Origin of the sequence: Martelella alba (genome assembly GCF_006516955.1) — a bacterium.
GTDB lineage: Bacteria > Pseudomonadota > Alphaproteobacteria > Rhizobiales > Rhizobiaceae > Martelella > Martelella alba.
In genome coordinates this window covers 25,639-41,878 of record NZ_VHLG01000012.1, presented here as the reverse complement: position 1 = coordinate 41,878, position 16,240 = coordinate 25,639, and the positions used below count along the sequence as shown (strand labels likewise).

The window sequence follows — 16,240 nt, the reverse complement described above, 5'->3', positions numbered from 1 at the left end:
CGCCGGATACACTGACCCCGTTTTACGGTTTCGTCCGTTTGTGCCGTGACAATTGCCGAGAGTCAAGGATGTTTCACGTGAAACACTCAAGCGTTACTTGCCGACACAAAAGCTGGAGAAGATAACACCCAGAAGATCTTCAACATCAACGCGTCCGGTAATACGGCCAAGTGAATCTGCTGCCCGTCGCAGGGATTCTGCCGGGATTTCGGGCGAAGCGTGCTGCAATCTCAGTGCTTCACCAATATGGCTTTCTGCCTGCTGCAAAAACTCAATCTGCCGCTGACGCACCGGAACTGAAAGACTGCTCCCTGAAACGGCCGCGTCAAGGCGCGTAGCAATGCGTTCGACAAGCTGCGGCAAGCCGTCACCGCTATGCACGGAGAGCACCAGATCAAAATCTTCTGCCTGATCTGCTTCATTGCGAAGATCCGATTTGGTAAGAATGCGCAAAACCCCTTCTGAGGGTTCGATCACTGGTCCTGTCTGATCAGCAGCAACCAATGCAAGAACGAGATCCGCACCATCACGCAGGGCTTCGGCCCGTCTTACGCCCTCCTGCTCAACGATATCTTCCGTTTCGCGTAGACCTGCTGTATCAAAAAGCCGTACGGCGTAGCCGCCGATATCGAGATCGACTTCAATACTGTCACGGGTCGTCCCTGCAATATCGGTGACAATGGCTATGTCGCGTTTGGCCAAGGCATTGAGAAGACTGGATTTCCCCGCATTTGGTGCACCGGTCAGCACGACCTTGAAGCCATCGCGGACGATCTCGCCAATCCTGCTGCCGGCAAGATGCTGATGAAGTGCCGCGGCAAGCATCTCAACATCCTGCCAGATTTCGGCCGAGAGTGAACCCGGCACATCATCCTCGTCAGCGAAATCCAGTTCAGCCTCGATCATGGCACGGGCATGGATCAGTCGATCAGCCCAGCCATTATAGAGAGCGGAGTGATGCCCTTCAGCCTGTTCCAGCGCCAGCCGCCGCTGCATCTCGGTTTCAGCGGCAATCATATCCGAAAGCCCTTCCGCTTCAACGAGGTCGATCTTGCCGTTTTCAAAGGCACGACGGGTAAACTCCCCGGCTTCGGCATGACGCAGGCCCGGCAGCATGGACAGGCAATTCTGCATGTGATTGACGACAGCGCGGCCGCCATGAAGGTGGAACTCGATACAATCCTCACCGGTAAAGGAAGCCGGTCCGGGAAAGGAAAGCACCAGAGCCTGATCAATGGTTCCCCCGTCCCCGTCGACAAGCTTCATCAGCCGGGCAAAGCGCGGCGGCGGTATGTTTCCGGCAATCGTCGCACATGCGGAAAATGCGGAGGATCCGGAAAGCCTGATCACAGCAACACCGGAAGGCAATCCACCGCTTGAAAGCGCATAGATCGTGTCGTCACTTACCGCCATCAGATTGCTCCATTAAGATTTTCTTCACCATGTTGCACTGCAGCAAAAATGCAAAAGCGGCCCGTGTCAGGAGACACCGGCCGCTACAGCTTCTTTCATCTGACACGTAATCAGGTGTTCATTGAATCGAAGAAATCGCCATTGCTCTTGGTCTGCTTCAGCTTGTCGATCAGGAATTCAATTGCATCGGTCGTCCCCATCGGGGCCAGAATACGACGCAGAACAAAGATCTTCTGCAGATCCTGACGCGGAACCAGCAGGTCTTCCTTACGGGTACCGGATTTGAGAATATCCATGGCCGGGAAGATACGCTTGTCAGCAACCTTGCGGTCGAGCACGATTTCCGAGTTGCCGGTACCCTTGAATTCTTCGAAAATCACTTCGTCCATGCGGCTACCGGTATCGATCAGCGCGGTGGCTATAATCGTCAGCGAGCCGCCCTCCTCGATGTTACGGGCAGCACCGAAGAAGCGTTTCGGCCTTTGAAGAGCATTGGCATCGACACCACCGGTCAAAACCTTGCCCGAGGACGGCACGACCGTGTTATAGGCGCGGCCGAGACGGGTGATACTATCGAGCAGGATAACGACGTCACGGCCATGTTCGACCAGACGTTTGGCCTTTTCGATCACCATTTCGGCGACCTGGACATGGCGGGCAGCCGGCTCGTCAAAGGTTGACGAAACCACTTCGCCGCGTACCGAACGCTGCATATCCGTCACTTCTTCAGGCCGCTCGTCGATCAGAAGCACGATCAGGAAACATTCCGGATGGTTGGCCGTGATCGAATGGGCGATATTCTGCAGCAGCACTGTCTTACCAGTGCGGGGCGGCGCAACGATCAATCCGCGCTGGCCCTTGCCGAGCGGCGCGACGAGATCGATGACGCGGGATGACAGATCCTTCGAGGTCGGATTTTCGAGCTCCATCTTGAACCGCTCATTCGGATAGAGCGGCGTCAGATTGTCGAAATGAACCTTGTGGCGGATCTTTTCCGGATCATCGGAATTGATGGTGTTGACCTTCAGAAGGGCAAAATAGCGCTCTCCTTCCTTTGGTCCGCGGATCGGCCCTTCAACCGTGTCGCCGGTCTTCAGCGAGAAGCGGCGGATCTGAGAGGGCGAGATATAGATATCATCGGGACCCGGAAGATAATTGGCATTGGCAGAACGCAGGAAGCCGAAACCGTCCTGCAGAACCTCGACCACGCCTTCGCCGATAATCTCGACATCCTGAGCGGCCAGCATCTTCAAAATGGCAAACATGAGTTCCTGTTTGCGCATGGTGCTGGCGCCTTCGACCTCAAGCGATTCCGCAAAGGTCAGGAGGTCCGTCGGGGTCTTGTTCTTAAGTTCTTGGAGCTTCATTTGAGACATGAAGGAAACCGTATAGATGTGTTAGGAAGAGGATTGAGGCTGATTGCGGTTGTCTGGCGACGCCAATCTTGGCGTAGTGGCGTTAAGCGCAAAGCCTTTCTGGATGAGTTGCCGGGAAGATACTGATTTGCCGCACGCGATACAAGAGAAAACCGCAGGTTTTGCAAAAACTTTTGCGCTTTCCGGCCCAAAAGCCATTAAAATGGCTTCAAAATCACCATAATCACGGCAATCATCATCAAAACTGTCGGTATTTCATTAACGATTCGCCAGTGTTTCGGACTTTTGTTGCGCGCATCACGTGCAAAATCCTTGACCGCCCGTGCGAAATAGCCGTGAACACCGGACATGGCGACAACGGCCAGAAGTTTCACGTGAAGCCAGCCGCCCATGAAATGAAAGCCGGTCCAGGCGAGATAAAGACCGAAAATCCAGCTCAGGATCATCGCCGGGTTCATGATCACCTTCATCAGCCGGGCTTCCATGACCTTGAAAGTTTCCGACTGTTCAGATCCCGGCTTGGTATCGGCATGATAAACGAAGAGCCGCGGCATGTAGAACATGCCCGCCATCCAGGCAATCACTGCGATCACATGGATGGCCTTGGCCCAGAGATAGAAATTTTCCCGATCAAAGACAAAAAGCCCAAGACATATGAACAGAAACACAAGCAGCGCCGTCAATGCGCGGCTTGCCGCCTTCTTTCCGGCCTTTGCGCCGGTCTCTTTCTCATTTGCCAATCAATAGCCTCCCGTTACACCTTTTGCCGGACCATCTCGACAAGCATGCTGACATGAGCCGGATCTGCCTCCGGCGTGATGCCATGGCCAAGATTGAAGATCAAAGGTCCATTGCCCAGCTTGTCGAGAATGCGCATTGTCGCATGCTTCATCGCATCGCCACCTGCAACCACGGCCAGCGGATCGAGATTGCCCTGCACCGGACCGTCTTTCTGCAACTCTGCAGCAAATTCAAGCGGCACGGTCCAATCGAGGCCGATGGCGTCCGCCGCGGTCTTCTGCCGATAATGTTTCAGCTTCAAGCCAGCACCTTTGGCAAAGGCAATGACCTTGGCACCGGGATGTACCGCACGAACCTTATCAATGATGCGTCTTACCGGCTTTGCGGCAAAATCCTCGAAATCCTCCTCGCCGAGAATACCGGCCCAGCTGTCAAAGATCTGTACGGCGTCAGCTCCTGCTTCGATCTGTCGGATAAGATAGTCGGCAGACAGATCGGCAAGCATATCGAGCAGCTTGAGAAAGTCCTGCCTGTGACGATAGGCAAACAGCCGTGCCGGGGCCTGGTCGGGGGTTCCACGCCCGGCAATCATATAGGTGGCCACGGTCCATGGCGCACCGCAAAAGCCCAGCAGCGCCGTTTCCTGGGGCAAAGTGGCACGAATATTGGCAACCGCCTCGATGATCGGATTGAGATGCGCTTCTACGGCCTCAAGTGGCAGGGTCTCAATCAGCTCCGGTGTGATTGGCTCCATACGTGGTCCTTCACCCTTTTCAAAGCGAACATTGCGCTTCAATGCATCGGGAATGACCAGAATGTCTGAAAAGAGAATGGCTGCGTCAAAGCCATAACGGCGGATCGGCTGCAACGTCACTTCTGTCGCGAAGGTGGGATTGTAACAGAGTGACAGAAAGTCACCTGCTTCGGCACGAACTGCACGATATTCGGGAAGATAGCGTCCGGCCTGCCGCATCAGCCAGATTGGTGGCGGGGTTTCGGTATTGCCTTCAAGGACCCGTATCAGTCTGCGTGAGACCATTATCCCCAACCTTCCCTAATATGAATCTGATGATTTCGGTTTTTCTTTTATTTCTTAGAGTCTGTGACGATCAAGGATTAAACCCCATCCAACTTTTTCCACCGCATCTGGGGATAAGTGGGATCACCGTTGAAAGCGCAATAGCCGCTTTTGTGGAAAAGATCAAAAATGTTCTGAATAACTCATTTGAATCAATGCGTTAATCGGAGTTCTCAGAAATGGTGTTCATGTGGATCAAGCGGGACAAGATCTGAAGTCTTCTGATTTATCCCCGTTACCCACATTTTCACGTGAAACATCTCCCGGTCATGGCGTATGTGGATAACGCGGTGGGTTTCCCACAGGCCGATTTGCGGCGCTTTCAATTGATCCTCAGTTGTCCCGCGTTATGAACAGGAGGTGGTGGACATGGTGGAAAACCGAAAAAACTTCTTCCACCTGCATCTGATCTCCGATTCGACTGGCGAGACGCTGATATCGGCGGGTCGCGCTGCCTCTGCCCAGTTCGGCGCCTATGAGCCGATCGAACATGTCTATCCGCTGATCCGCAGCCGCAAGCAGTTGCTGGCGGTTCTGCGCGCCATCGATGAAGCGCCCGGGATCGTGCTTTATACGGTGGTGAATGAGGAACTTGCTGCACTGATTGACGAGATGTGTCGCGATATGGCGGTCCCTTGCGTTAACGTGCTGGAGCCGGTCATTGCGCGGTTTCAGACCTATCTCGGAACCATGTCGCGCCGCCGGGTCGGGGCGCAACACTCGCTCGACGAAGATTATTTCGCCCGCATCGAGGCGCTCAATTTCACCATGGACCATGATGACGGACAGATGCCCGAAAGCTATGAGGATGCCGACATCGTCATTCTCGGTGTCAGTCGCACCTCCAAGACGCCGACGGCGATCTATCTCGCCAATCGCGGCATCAAGACGGCCAATATTCCCGTCGTTCCCGGTGTGGCGCTGCCGCCAAGTCTGATCAAGGCGAAGAAGCCGCTGATCGTCTGCCTGATCGCCTCCACCGGGCGGATCTCGCAGGTGCGAGAATATCGCGAATTCGGGCATGGTGCGGATGAGGGAAAGAGCGAATATACCGACCGGGCGGCGATTGCCGAGGAACTGAAATATGCACGCAGTCTGGCGGCGGAAAATAACTGGCCGGTTATCGATGTTACCCGCCGTTCGATTGAGGAAACGGCCGCGGCCATTCTTGCCCTGAAGGATCAGCTCAAGTAACCAGACCCTGGCGGCAGGAACGGCGTCTGAAAGGGATAGCAGTCATGACATCGAAAATCAGACCGGCGCTGATACTGGCCTCAACCAGTCCCTCGCGGCGCAAGCTTCTCAAAAATGCCGGGCTCAGCTTTTCAAGCATCCGCCCGCATGTAGATGAGCGCGCGGTGGAGGCGCCGTATCGATTGCTGGGTGCCAGGCCGGAATTTCTGGCCGGACTCCTGGCGCGTGAGAAGGCGCTGGATGTGTCGCGGCGTGTGCGGGATGCTGTCGTGATCGGCGGCGATCAGGTTATGGCCTTTCAGGGCAAACCCTATTCAAAGCCGGAAAGCAGGACCCAGGCGGCCGAGCACCTTCGCCTTCTGTCCGGCAAGAGCCATTTTCTCTACAGCGCCCTGGCAATAGCGCGTGACGGCGAAATCCTGTTCGAAACGATGGAACCGGCGACAATCAGATTGCGCAATCTGCAGGAAAACGAGATTGAGGCCTATCTCGCCGGCCTTTCCGATGAGGTTCTGTTTTCCTCCGGCCTCTATCAGCTGGAAGGCACTGGCGTGCGCCTTTTTGACAGGGTCGAGGGCGATTATTTCACGATTTTGGGTCTGCCGATGCTCCCGCTTCTGGCTGGCCTCAGACAACTGGATTGCATTGATGGCTGATACCAGACACGGCTTTATCATTGGTCACCCCGTGGCCCATTCGCGCTCACCGCTGGTGCATGGTTACTGGCTGAAACGCTACGGTATTGATGGCGACTATGTCCGGATTGATGTTGCGCCGGATGATGTTACGGCCTTCATGGCGCGCCTGCGCAGCGGCGAGGCTGGTCTTGTCGGCGGCAATGTCACCATGCCGCACAAGGCGGCAGCGTTTCAGGCGGCCGACCGGCCGGACGAGATGGCGACCGCCCTTGGTGCGGCCAATACGCTCTGGGTCGAAGACGGGCTGATCCATGCCACCAATACCGATGGGCATGGTTTTGCCGCCAATCTCGATGATTGCCATCCCGGCTGGGACCGGACGGCAAAGGCGGTGGTTCTGGGCGCTGGCGGCGGTGCGCGCTCGATCCTGCTGGCGCTGAAAAAGCGCGGTATTGCCGATATCCGCCTCGTCAACCGGACCATTGGCCGGGCAGAAGAGCTGGCGGCGCGTTTCGGGCCGGGCATTGTGCCGACCACCATGGAAGATCTCGGCCAGGCCATGGAAGGCGCCGGGCTTTTCGTCAACACCACGTCGCTCGGCATGAAGGGTTCACCCGTTCCCGCTTTTGATTTCTCACCCCTGCTGCCAGCCGCTGTGGTCGCTGATATTGTCTATGTGCCGTTGATGACGCCGATCTTGAAGCAGGCGGCTGATCAGGGGTTTAGCACCGCTGACGGTCTCGGCATGCTGCTGCACCAGGCCGTACCGGGTTTTGAAAAATGGTTCGGCAAGACGCCGGTGGTTGATGCCGCACTCCGTGCCGAGATCATCGCCGATCTGGAGAGACATGCATGATCATTCTTGGCCTGACCGGCTCGATCGGCATGGGCAAATCCACCACGGCGCGGTTTTTTGCCGATCAGGGCGTGCCGGTTCATGATGCCGATCAGGCCGTACATGACCTCTACAGTGGTGAGGCGGTGGCGCCTGTGGAACAGGCTTTTCCCGGCACTGCAGTTGACGGCGCCATCGATCGGGCGCGCCTCAGCGCAGCGCTGAACGGCAAGGCGGAAAACTTCAAACGGCTTGAGGCGATCGTTCATCCGCTGGTCCTTGCCAAACGTAAGGCGTTTCTCGAAAAAGCAGCAGCAACGGGGGCGGATCTGGCCGTGCTTGATATCCCGCTTCTGTTTGAGACAGGCAGTGACCAGGCTGTGGATTATGTTGCCGTGGTGACGGCTGATGCGGACACGCAGCGCGTCCGCGTGCTTGAACGGCCCGGCATGACGGTGGAGAAATTCGAAACGATCCTCAATCGGCAGATGCCGGACAGCGAGAAGCGCGTCCGGGCCGATTTTGTGATAGATACAAGCCAGGGCATGGCGGCAGCGCAGGCGGCGGTTGCGGCCATTATTGAGAATTTGCGGAATAAAGGGCGGCAGGCAGAATGAAGGGCGTTCGCGATATCATTTTCGATACCGAAACCACGGGCATGGACAGGAATGACGACCGGATCATCGAAATCGGTGCGGTTGAGCTGATTGATCACTTCCCGACCGGCAAGACCTTTCATGTCTATATCAATGCCGATGGCAAGAGCGTGCATCCGGACGCTTTGCAGGTGCATGGCATCTCCGACGATTTTTTGAAGGACAAGCCGGTTTTTTCAGTGATTGCCGATGATCTTCTGGCGTTTTTTGACGGCGCGCGCTGGATCGCCCACAATGCGAGTTTCGACATGGGCTTCATCAATGCCGAGCTTGCCCGGCTCGGCAAAAAGCCGATCCCGGATGATATGGTCTTGGACACGCTGGCGCTGGCACGCCGCAAGCATCCCATGGGTCCGAACAGTCTGGATGCGCTTTGCCGGCGCTATTCGATAGACAATGCGCATCGTACCAAGCACGGCGCTCTTCTCGACGCCGAGTTGCTGGCGGAAGTCTATATCGAAATGTCGGGCGGGCGGCAGGCAGCCTTCCGTCTGGTCAATGCCGGTGCTGGCGACGACTATGACAGTGACGGCAATGTCCGGGTTTTACCGCCGCTGGTCCGGCCGGAACCCCTGCCCTCGCGCATTCATCCAGAAGAGATCGAAGCCCATCACAAGCTGATCGCCCGTATGAAGGGCAATGCTTTGTGGGAAAAATTCGAACACTGAGACAACAAAATCCCGACATGAAAAAACCCGGCGCCTGGCCGGGTTTTTCATGTCTTTGATGCGCTGTCGCTCAGTTGGTCGACTGCTGAACCTTGGCGCGGGCCTGTTCTTCGGCCATGCGCTTCTGGAACATCTGGGCGAAGTCGATCGGATCGACGAGCAGCGGCGGGAAACCGCCATTGCGCGTGGCGTCCGCGATGATCTGGCGTGCGAAGGGGAAGAGCAGACGCGGGCATTCGATGAACAGCATCGGCAGCACGTGTTCCTTGGGGAAGTCGGCAACGCGGAAAACACCGCCATAAACCAGTTCGCACAGGAACAAAGGCTGATCGCCGGACTTGGCTTCGGCCTTCAGCGACAGGATGACGTCGAAATTGTCATCGCCAAGCGGATTGGCGTTTACATTGACGCTGATATTGATGCCGGGGGCGGCGTCGCGCTTCTGAAGAGAGGCCGGTGCGCCGGGATTTTCAAAGGACAGGTCCTTGATATACTGCGTGAGAATGCTCAGCGAAGGGGCTGCCTGCTTCTGTGCGCCGTTTTCGTCTGCCATTTCGCTTCCTTTCGAAGTGGTAAATCTGGGAAAGCCAGTTAGCACTTCGCCCCAAGCCATACAACCCTTGCCAAGGGAACAGCGGTTCGCTGACAGTGATATTGTTTGTTCTGTGACCGATTCTTGTCAGGCTCTTGTGGTGAAACCGCCGGTAAACTGACGAAAGAAAAGTTGCAGCCAATTCGCGATGGCGGCAGTTTCGGCCGGTTTAATCCTTGGGCTTGTCGGTCTTGTCGTCGATCCAGGGCGAATTGGGGTCAGCCTTGGCATCCGAGCTGAAATCGGAAGAATCGAGATCGACGACCGGAGACTCAGGTTTGCGGGCCGAAGCGCCGCCTGAACGATAGGAAAAGGAGCGCTGCGAAAAAACGCTGATGTCCTTGCGGAAATATTTCCAAACCAGATCGCGGATCGGCGGGACGAACATCAAAAATCCGATAATGTCGGTAACAAAGCCCGGGATCAGAAGCAGAATGCCGGCCAGCACGATCATGACGCCATGGATCATGTCGCGGCCCGGATCGGCATCGGCGCGCATATCGTCATTCAGGCGCTGCAGCACCGAAAAACCCTGGATCCTGAGAAGCGCGGCGCCGATGACTGCGGTCGCAACAATCAGCGCAAGCGTCGGCAATACGCCGATGGCGCGCCCGACAATGATGAATCCGGCGATTTCCACAAAGGGAAAGATGAAGAGTGTGATGAGAAGTGGCAAAGGGCTTCCCGCTTGTCTCGATCTGGCGTTATCATTAACTCATATTGGTATGAGCGCCTAAGAATTACAGTGCTACATTTGAATCGTGGTGTTGTGAAGTCTATATGGTGGCTTGAGAACGATAGAAACGGCGGTAGAAAACGAAAATGGGCACAAGTGATCTGATTACCCTGTTCTTCCTGGTCGCCGCGGTGGTGATATTTTTTCAGCTCCGCAACGTGCTGGGCCGCCGTACCGGCAATGAAAAGCCGCGTTACCAGCAGTCGCCAATGCGTGAGGCAGCCGATGCGCCGCAGCCGGCCCAGCGTGAGGGCAAGGTGATTACCCTTCCCGGCGCCGAAAAGGAACGTGAGGCGCAGCGTATCGAGGCGATCGACAAGATGACCGCCGTCGGTACGCCTGCCAATGAAGGGCTGCGCAGTTTGGTGAAGGCTGATCCGCAATTCGATCCGGCCGAATTCGTCAAGGGCGCGCGCTCGGCCTATGAGATGATCGTCATGGGCTTTGCCGATGGTGACCGGCGCACGCTGAAAAATCTTCTGTCGAAGGAGGTTTTCGATGGCTTCAATACCGCCATGAGCGAGCGTGAGGCCAAGGGCGAAAGCGTGAAGGCCAATTTCGTCGGCATCGAGGAGATCACCGTCACCGGTGCTGAAATGGTCAAGCAAGAGGCCCAGGTCACGCTCAGGATCGTCTCGCAGCTGATTTCCGCCACCTATGACAAGGAAGGCGCCCTCGTCGAAGGCCATCCAGAAGAAATCGCCGAGGTTCGCGATATCTGGACCTTCGCCCGCGACACGCGGGCACGCGATCCGAACTGGAAGCTGATCGCCACGGCCTCGGAGTAGGCCGTGCAGCGTCTTGATGAAAGGCTGAAGTGCCGACCGGCGACGGTGGCCTGAATGGTAAGACGCAGGCTGACAGCCGAAGAGCGAGCCCTGTGGGGCAAGGTGGCCAAAACCGCAAAGCCGCTCCCGGGCAAGGCGATCGAACAGCCGCCCGAAACCGGGGAAACCTTCTCTGAATTGATGAATGGCAGTCAGCTGCCGAAAAAACGGCGCGAGCAGAAGGATGCAAGCGTTTCTCCTCTTGCACTGCCCTCCGGCCGGAAGCAGGATCGGCGTGAGCATTTTCCGCTGGAGCGACCGGTCAAGCGCAAGCTCGCCAAGGGCCGTATCCCGATCGATGCGCGCATCGATCTGCACGGACTGACCCAGGCGGATGCGCATGTCAGGCTTCTGGCCTTTATCAGCCGCGCCCATTATGGCGGGCTCCGGCATGTGCTCGTGATTACTGGAAAGGGCGCGTCGCTCGGCAGTGATGGCGTGCTGAAACGGGCTGTGCCGCTGTGGTTTTCGATGCCCGAATTCAGAGCGCTGATTTCCTCCTATGAAGACGCGGCGCGCCATCACGGCGGCGAAGGCGCGCTTTATGTGCGGCTTGCCCGCAGGAAGGGAATGGAGCCATGACCCCGTTCGGGGAAGCGGTCAGGCAATTGAGATCCGAGCGCGGCGTGTCCCAGAAACAGATGGCAGAAGCGATCGGTGTGTCGGCAGCCTATCTGTCGGCGCTCGAACATGGACGGCGCGGCAAGCCGAGCTTCGATTTTCTTCAGCGCGTCGCCGGCTATTTCAATGTCATCTGGGATGATGCCGAAGCCTTGTTTGACATTGCTGATGTTTCCGATCCACGTGTCGTCATCGATACGGCTGGCCTGTCAGCCGCCCACACGGCCTTTGCCAATCACCTCGCCCGCCGTATCGGCATGCTCGACGAGGACGGTCTTGCCCGCATGGAAGCCCTGCTTGCCGACTATTCCGGGCAGCAGAATTGATATTTCACAAATGCAGCACTTGAGGGAGGTCAATGCGACGAAAGTCCATTATCCTTTAGCCTTACAGACAGGATTTCGGGGTTTTGGCTGAGCCTCCCCCGCCCGGTCTTTTTGAAAAGACATGTCAGGCGTGACACAGCCGAAGCAGCCCGTAATCCGACGACAACGGTCCCCACTCTATAAGGCTATGGAGTAGTAAAAATGAGCCTTCACAGTGTCCCGACGGACGGAATTAAGCTTGAACAGAACGACCTGCTCAATGGGGAATTCCGCAACCAGATCATCCGCGAGAGCTATCTCTATCTTCACTGGAACGGTATTCTGACGCAGAATGGTGCCGAACGTGAAATGGAGACGTTTGGCGGCCATCGCCTGCGTATGGCCGATATACCGCTGGATTCCATTCTGGCGGAAGAAATCTAGGCGTTTTCGCCGCGTTTCACCCCTGGCTGCCACGCTTTTGCTGCGGGGTGGCTAAATGGACTGGGAATACCCATATTTCAGCGATAAAAGGGTCTGTGGCGATTTGAGCCAAAGGCGCTTTTGACCTAGAGTGGCTGCTGAAAATTGCCGTGATTCGGTGCGACAACGCACCGATCACTCGTCAAGTTTGGAAAGACCAGTTCATGACCGAAACCCCAGAGAAGTCCGGTGGCGAACCCGCCGCCTACGACGCCGATTCGATCAAGGTGCTGAAAGGCCTCGATGCAGTTCGCAAGCGGCCCGGCATGTATATCGGCGATACGGATGACGGCTCGGGTCTGCATCACATGATCTATGAGGCTGTCGACAATGCAATCGACGAGGCGCTCGCCGGTCATGCTGATCTTGTGACCGTACGGCTCAACGCAGACGGTTCCTGTACGGTGATCGACAATGGCCGCGGGATTCCGACCAACATCCATCAGGGTGAAGGTGTTTCGGCTGCCGAAGTGATCATGACGCAGCTGCATGCCGGCGGTAAATTCGACCAGAATTCCTACAAGGTCTCGGGCGGACTGCACGGCGTTGGCGTTTCGGTCGTCAATGCGCTTTCGAGCTGGCTGAAGCTGAGGATCTGCCGTGATGGCCAGATCCATGAGATGCGTTTCACCCATGGTGTGCCGGATGCACCGCTTGCGGTGGTGGGCAGCTATACGCCGAATCCTGAAGCCGAAAACACCTATGAGGGACGCAGCGGGACCGAAATCACCTTCCTGCCCAGTCCGGAAACTTTCACCAGGACCGAGTTCGATTATGACACGCTGGAAAAGCGCCTCCACGAACTCGCCTTCCTCAATTCCGGTGTCCGCATTCTTCTGGTCGACAATCGCCATTCGGAAGAGCAGTCGAAGGAAATGCATTATGACGGCGGTCTGACCGCTTTCGTCAAATATCTCGACAAGTCGAAAAAGCCGCTGGTGGCCGAACCGATTTCGATTGCAGCTGAGCGTGACGGCATCACGGTCGAAGTCTCGATGTGGTGGAATGACAGCTACCACGAAAACGTGCTCTGCTTCACCAACAACATTCCCCAGCGCGATGGCGGCACCCATATGGCCGGCTTCCGCGGTGCGCTGACGCGCCAGGTGGTCTCCTATGCCGAGACCTCCGGTATCCTGAAGAAGGAAAAGGTGTCGCTGACCGGTGACGACTGCCGCGAAGGCCTGACGGCCGTTTTGTCGGTCAAGGTGCCGGATCCGAAGTTTTCCTCGCAGACCAAGGACAAGCTGGTCTCCTCCGAGGTGCGTCCCGTGGTCGAAAGCTGCGTCAACGAGGCGCTTGGCCAGTGGCTCGAAGAACATCCGAGCGAGGCCAAGATCCTGGTTTCCAAGGTGGCCGAAGCCGCCGCTGCGCGTGAGGCTGCGCGCCGCGCACGTGAACTCACCCGCCGCAAGGGTGCGCTTGATATCGCCTCCCTGCCCGGCAAGCTTGCCGATTGCTCTAACCGCGATCCCTCCAAATGCGAAATCGTCCTCGTCGAGGGTGATTCGGCTGGCGGGTCTGCCAAGCAGGGGCGTTCGCGCGAGACGCAGGCCATTCTGCCGCTGCGCGGCAAGATCCTCAATGTCGAGAAGGCCCGTTTCGACAAGATGCTGTCGAGCCAGGAAATCGGCACGATGATTACCGCTTTCGGCACGGGCATCGGCAAGGATGAGTTCAACCCGGACAAGCTGCGTTATCACAAGATCATCATCATGACCGATGCTGACGTCGACGGCGCCCATATCCGCACCCTGCTTCTGACCTTCTTCTTCCGCCAGATGCCGGAACTGATCGAACGCGGGCATATCTATATCGCCCAGCCGCCGCTCTATAAGGTGTCGCGCGGCAAGTCGGTTCAGTATCTGAAAAACGAGCAGGCGCTGGAAGATTATCTGATCGGCCAGGGTCTGGAAGAAGCCTCGCTGAAGCTCGCCAATGGCGAAGTACGCATGGGTGAGGATCTGCGCCGGCAGATCATCGATGCGATCCGTCTGCGCAACCTGATGGAAGGCCTGCATTCGCGTTATGACCGCAGCGTTGTCGAACAGGCCGCCATTGCCGGTGCGCTCAATGCCGAGCGTGTCTCCGATCAGGCAGAAGCCGAACGGCTGGCAGAGGATGTTGCCCGCAGGCTCGATGTGATCGCCGAGGAAACCGAGCGTGGCTGGGAAGGCAGTGTCCGCGATGACGGCGGGCTTCGCTTCGAGCGCACCGTACGCGGCGTCAAGGAAGTCGCCGTTCTCGACATGGCGCTGATCGGTTCGGCCGATGCCCGCTATATCGATCAGCTGCAGCCGCGTTTCCACGAGGTGTTCGGCACGCCGCCGGTTCTGGTGCGCAAGACGGATGAAACCGTGCTTCACGGTCCGCGCGCCCTGCTGGAAGCGGTGTTTGAAGCTGGCCGCAAGGGCCTGACGATGCAGCGCTATAAAGGTCTTGGCGAGATGAATGCCGAGCAGCTGTGGGAAACCACGATGGATCCGAATGTCCGCTCGCTGCTCCAGGTCAAGGTTTCCGATGCGACCGGCGCTGATGGTCTGTTCTCACGCCTGATGGGCGATGAGGTTGAACCGCGCCGCGAATTCATTCAGGACAACGCGCTTTCGGTGGCCAATCTCGATATCTGATCCGGCTCATGTTTCGGGCTTGAAATAAAAAGGCGGCTCAAGCGAGCCGCCTTTTTCACATCGTCATTCCAAAAGGCCGCATCAAAGCGGTGGCGTGCCATTTTCTGCCAATGCATTGCCGGCGAAATAGAGCGAGCCGCCGATCATGATGCGGGGCGGGCGGTCGTCCTTGCGGGCCCGTAGCTGGATGGCTTCCAGCGCTTCTGTAATTGAGGAAACGGGCTCGGCCGACAGTCCGGCATCGGCGGCTGATGATGCCAGCGCCACCGGATCGATAAAGGCTTCGGTTCCACGGATCGGTGCGCAATAGACATAATGGGCGAGACCGGTGAAATGCTCGAAATAGCCGAACGGGTCCTTGGTGTTGATCATGCCGATAATCAGATAGAGTGGCCGCGGGTCGCGTTCCTCGAAATTCGCCAGCGCCTCGGCAATCACCTCGCCGGCGCCGGGATTATGGCCGCCGTCAAGCCAGACTTCGGCCCCTTCAGGCGCCAGGTCGAACAGCTTGCCTTCGGTGAGCCGTTGCAGGCGCGCCGGCCAGAAGACAGAACGCATTGCGATTTCGGCCGCCTTTTCATCGATCGGAAAACCACCGGCCTTGACGGCGGCAATAGCGGCGGCGGCGTTGGCATATTGGTGACGGCCGGGCAGGACCGGCAACGGCAGATCCATCAATCCGTCGCCATCCTGATAAACCAGCCGGCCATGTTCCTCATGGGCGGAGAAGTCCTGCGCATAGACATGCAGCGGGCAACCGAGACGGTCAGCGGTGGCAATCAGCACTTCCTCGGCGGCTTCAAATTCCTGCTGGCCGATGACCACCGGAACGCCCGGTTTCATGATGCCGGCCTTTTCGGCAGCGATCAGTTCAACGCGGTCGCCGAGATAGGCCTGATGGTCGAGCGAGATCGGCATAACCACGGAAACCATCGGCTTTTCGATGATGTTGGTGGCGTCAAAACGGCCGCCAAGTCCGACTTCGAGGATCACGGCATCGGCGGGAATATCGGCGAAAAGCACGAAGGTGGCCGCCGTCAGTAGTTCGAATACGGTGGCCTTGGCGCCGCCATTGGCGGCTTCGACCTTGCGCAGTGTCTCCGCCAGAAGCATGTCATCGACATAGCTGCTGGTGCCATCCGGACCGCCGATGCGGAACCGTTCGTGCCAGTGCACCAGATGCGGCGAAGAATGAACATGAACGGAGAGACCGGAGGCTTCCAGAAGCGCCCGGCAGAAGGCGGTTGTCGAGCCCTTGCCATTGGTACCGGCGATATGGATCACCGGCGGCAGCTTCAGATGCGGGTTGCCGAGCTTCTCCAGAAGTACGCGAATGCGGTCAAGCGACAGATCGAAACCTTTGGGATGCAGCTGCATCAAATGTTCGATCACCTGTTCGGCTTCGCCGAACGACTGGTTATCCATGGTGTTTCCGCTTTTCAAAAGC

At 57.2% G+C, this 16,240-nt stretch carries 17 protein-coding genes; 10 read left to right on the top strand and 7 right to left on the bottom strand.

Going from position 1 to position 16,240, the window contains the following annotated elements; all coding sequences use genetic code 11:
- Positions 1-93: 93 nt before the first annotated feature.
- The 4 genes from mnmE to hemE all read right to left on the bottom strand — a co-directional run bounded on the left by mnmE (position 94) and on the right by hemE (position 4,569).
- The gene (gene mnmE / locus FJU08_RS16700; protein ID WP_141150174.1) at positions 94-1,413 is read right to left on the bottom strand and encodes a tRNA uridine-5-carboxymethylaminomethyl(34) synthesis GTPase MnmE; all 1,320 of its coding nucleotides are present in this window, start codon (positions 1,411-1,413) and stop codon (positions 94-96) included.
- A 110-nt stretch (positions 1,414-1,523) separates the two neighbouring features.
- On the bottom strand, positions 1,524-2,789 hold the full coding sequence (rho, locus tag FJU08_RS16695) for a transcription termination factor Rho (RefSeq protein WP_141150173.1): 1,266 nt from the start codon (positions 2,787-2,789) through the stop codon (positions 1,524-1,526).
- Between the two features lie 197 nt (positions 2,790-2,986).
- A complete protein-coding gene (gene hemJ / locus FJU08_RS16690) occupies positions 2,987-3,529 on the bottom strand; it encodes a protoporphyrinogen oxidase HemJ (protein WP_141150172.1) in 543 nt (180 codons plus the stop codon).
- 14 nt (positions 3,530-3,543) lie between these two features.
- Positions 3,544-4,569 carry a uroporphyrinogen decarboxylase gene (gene hemE / locus FJU08_RS16685; RefSeq protein ID WP_141150171.1) on the bottom strand — a complete coding sequence of 342 codons (1,026 nt, stop codon included), beginning with the start codon at positions 4,567-4,569 and terminating at the stop codon, positions 3,544-3,546.
- Between the two features lie 411 nt (positions 4,570-4,980).
- Here hemE and FJU08_RS16680 point away from each other — a divergent pair, with 411 nt between their 5' ends.
- Genes FJU08_RS16680 through dnaQ form a run of 5 tightly spaced genes read left to right on the top strand, consistent with a single transcriptional unit; the run spans position 4,981 to position 8,599 of the window.
- Positions 4,981-5,802, top strand: coding sequence for a pyruvate, water dikinase regulatory protein (locus tag FJU08_RS16680; RefSeq protein WP_141150342.1), 822 nt, complete (start codon positions 4,981-4,983; stop codon positions 5,800-5,802).
- 56 nt (positions 5,803-5,858) lie between these two features.
- A complete protein-coding gene (locus FJU08_RS16675) occupies positions 5,859-6,458 on the top strand; it encodes a Maf family nucleotide pyrophosphatase (RefSeq protein WP_181409902.1) in 600 nt (199 codons plus the stop codon).
- Complete coding sequence (locus FJU08_RS16670; protein ID WP_141150169.1) at positions 6,451-7,296, top strand: shikimate dehydrogenase; 846 nt, start codon at positions 6,451-6,453, stop codon at positions 7,294-7,296. The genes FJU08_RS16675 and FJU08_RS16670 overlap by 8 nt, the downstream gene beginning before the upstream one ends.
- Positions 7,293-7,892 (top strand): dephospho-CoA kinase, encoded by a 600-nt coding sequence (gene coaE / locus FJU08_RS16665; protein ID WP_141150168.1) that lies wholly within the window; start codon positions 7,293-7,295, stop codon positions 7,890-7,892. The genes FJU08_RS16670 and coaE overlap by 4 nt, the downstream gene beginning before the upstream one ends.
- Positions 7,889-8,599 (top strand): DNA polymerase III subunit epsilon, encoded by a 711-nt coding sequence (dnaQ, locus tag FJU08_RS16660; protein ID WP_141150167.1) that lies wholly within the window; start codon positions 7,889-7,891, stop codon positions 8,597-8,599. Before coaE ends, dnaQ begins: the two co-directional genes overlap by 4 nt.
- Positions 8,600-8,669: 70 nt before the next feature.
- Here dnaQ and secB read toward each other — a convergent pair whose 3' ends face one another.
- On the bottom strand, positions 8,670-9,152 hold the full coding sequence (gene secB, locus FJU08_RS16655; RefSeq protein ID WP_141150166.1) for a protein-export chaperone SecB: 483 nt from the start codon (positions 9,150-9,152) through the stop codon (positions 8,670-8,672).
- Positions 9,153-9,360: 208 nt separating this feature from the next.
- Positions 9,361-9,867, bottom strand: a complete 507-nt coding sequence (locus tag FJU08_RS16650) for an FxsA family protein (protein ID WP_141150165.1) — start codon at positions 9,865-9,867, stop codon at positions 9,361-9,363.
- Between the two features lie 146 nt (positions 9,868-10,013).
- On the opposite strand from FJU08_RS16650, the gene FJU08_RS16645 reads away from it, so the two are divergent.
- The 5 genes from FJU08_RS16645 (at position 10,014) to gyrB (ending at position 14,793) form a co-directional block, all read left to right on the top strand.
- On the top strand, positions 10,014-10,715 hold the full coding sequence (locus FJU08_RS16645) for a Tim44/TimA family putative adaptor protein (protein WP_141150164.1): 702 nt from the start codon (positions 10,014-10,016) through the stop codon (positions 10,713-10,715).
- A gap of 54 nt (positions 10,716-10,769) precedes the next feature.
- Positions 10,770-11,336 carry a Smr/MutS family protein gene (locus FJU08_RS16640; RefSeq protein ID WP_141150163.1) on the top strand — a complete coding sequence of 189 codons (567 nt, stop codon included), beginning with the start codon at positions 10,770-10,772 and terminating at the stop codon, positions 11,334-11,336.
- Positions 11,333-11,701, top strand: a complete 369-nt coding sequence (locus FJU08_RS16635) for a helix-turn-helix domain-containing protein (protein WP_141150162.1) — start codon at positions 11,333-11,335, stop codon at positions 11,699-11,701. The genes FJU08_RS16640 and FJU08_RS16635 overlap by 4 nt, the downstream gene beginning before the upstream one ends.
- 201 nt (positions 11,702-11,902) lie before the next feature.
- Positions 11,903-12,124 carry a hypothetical protein gene (locus FJU08_RS16630; RefSeq protein ID WP_141150161.1) on the top strand — a complete coding sequence of 74 codons (222 nt, stop codon included), beginning with the start codon at positions 11,903-11,905 and terminating at the stop codon, positions 12,122-12,124.
- Positions 12,125-12,327: 203 nt separating this feature from the next.
- Positions 12,328-14,793, top strand: coding sequence for a DNA topoisomerase (ATP-hydrolyzing) subunit B (gene gyrB, locus FJU08_RS16625; protein WP_141150160.1), 2,466 nt, complete (start codon positions 12,328-12,330; stop codon positions 14,791-14,793).
- An 81-nt stretch (positions 14,794-14,874) separates the two neighbouring features.
- Here the strand turns inward: gyrB and FJU08_RS16620 are convergent, their stop codons facing one another.
- Positions 14,875-16,218: a bifunctional folylpolyglutamate synthase/dihydrofolate synthase gene (locus FJU08_RS16620; RefSeq protein ID WP_141150159.1), complete on the bottom strand. Its 1,344-nt coding sequence runs from the start codon at positions 16,216-16,218 to the stop codon at positions 14,875-14,877.
- Positions 16,219-16,240 lie beyond the last annotated feature (22 nt).

Coding starts and splice junctions, on each gene's coding strand:
- FJU08_RS16670 (WP_141150169.1), top strand. CDS start 6,451: ATGGCTGATACCAGACACGGCTTTATCATTGGTCACCCCGTGGCCCAT.
- FJU08_RS16645 (WP_141150164.1), top strand. CDS start 10,014: ATGGGCACAAGTGATCTGATTACCCTGTTCTTCCTGGTCGCCGCGGTG.
- secB (WP_141150166.1), bottom strand. CDS start 9,152: ATGGCAGACGAAAACGGCGCACAGAAGCAGGCAGCCCCTTCGCTGAGC.
- mnmE (WP_141150174.1), bottom strand. CDS start 1,413: ATGGCGGTAAGTGACGACACGATCTATGCGCTTTCAAGCGGTGGATTG.
- rho (WP_141150173.1), bottom strand. CDS start 2,789: ATGTCTCAAATGAAGCTCCAAGAACTTAAGAACAAGACCCCGACGGAC.
- hemE (WP_141150171.1), bottom strand. CDS start 4,569: ATGGTCTCACGCAGACTGATACGGGTCCTTGAAGGCAATACCGAAACC.
- FJU08_RS16620 (WP_141150159.1), bottom strand. CDS start 16,218: ATGGATAACCAGTCGTTCGGCGAAGCCGAACAGGTGATCGAACATTTG.
- coaE (WP_141150168.1), top strand. CDS start 7,293: ATGATCATTCTTGGCCTGACCGGCTCGATCGGCATGGGCAAATCCACC.
- gyrB (WP_141150160.1), top strand. CDS start 12,328: ATGACCGAAACCCCAGAGAAGTCCGGTGGCGAACCCGCCGCCTACGAC.
- FJU08_RS16640 (WP_141150163.1), top strand. CDS start 10,770: ATGGTAAGACGCAGGCTGACAGCCGAAGAGCGAGCCCTGTGGGGCAAG.
- FJU08_RS16630 (WP_141150161.1), top strand. CDS start 11,903: ATGAGCCTTCACAGTGTCCCGACGGACGGAATTAAGCTTGAACAGAAC.
- FJU08_RS16635 (WP_141150162.1), top strand. CDS start 11,333: ATGACCCCGTTCGGGGAAGCGGTCAGGCAATTGAGATCCGAGCGCGGC.
- dnaQ (WP_141150167.1), top strand. CDS start 7,889: ATGAAGGGCGTTCGCGATATCATTTTCGATACCGAAACCACGGGCATG.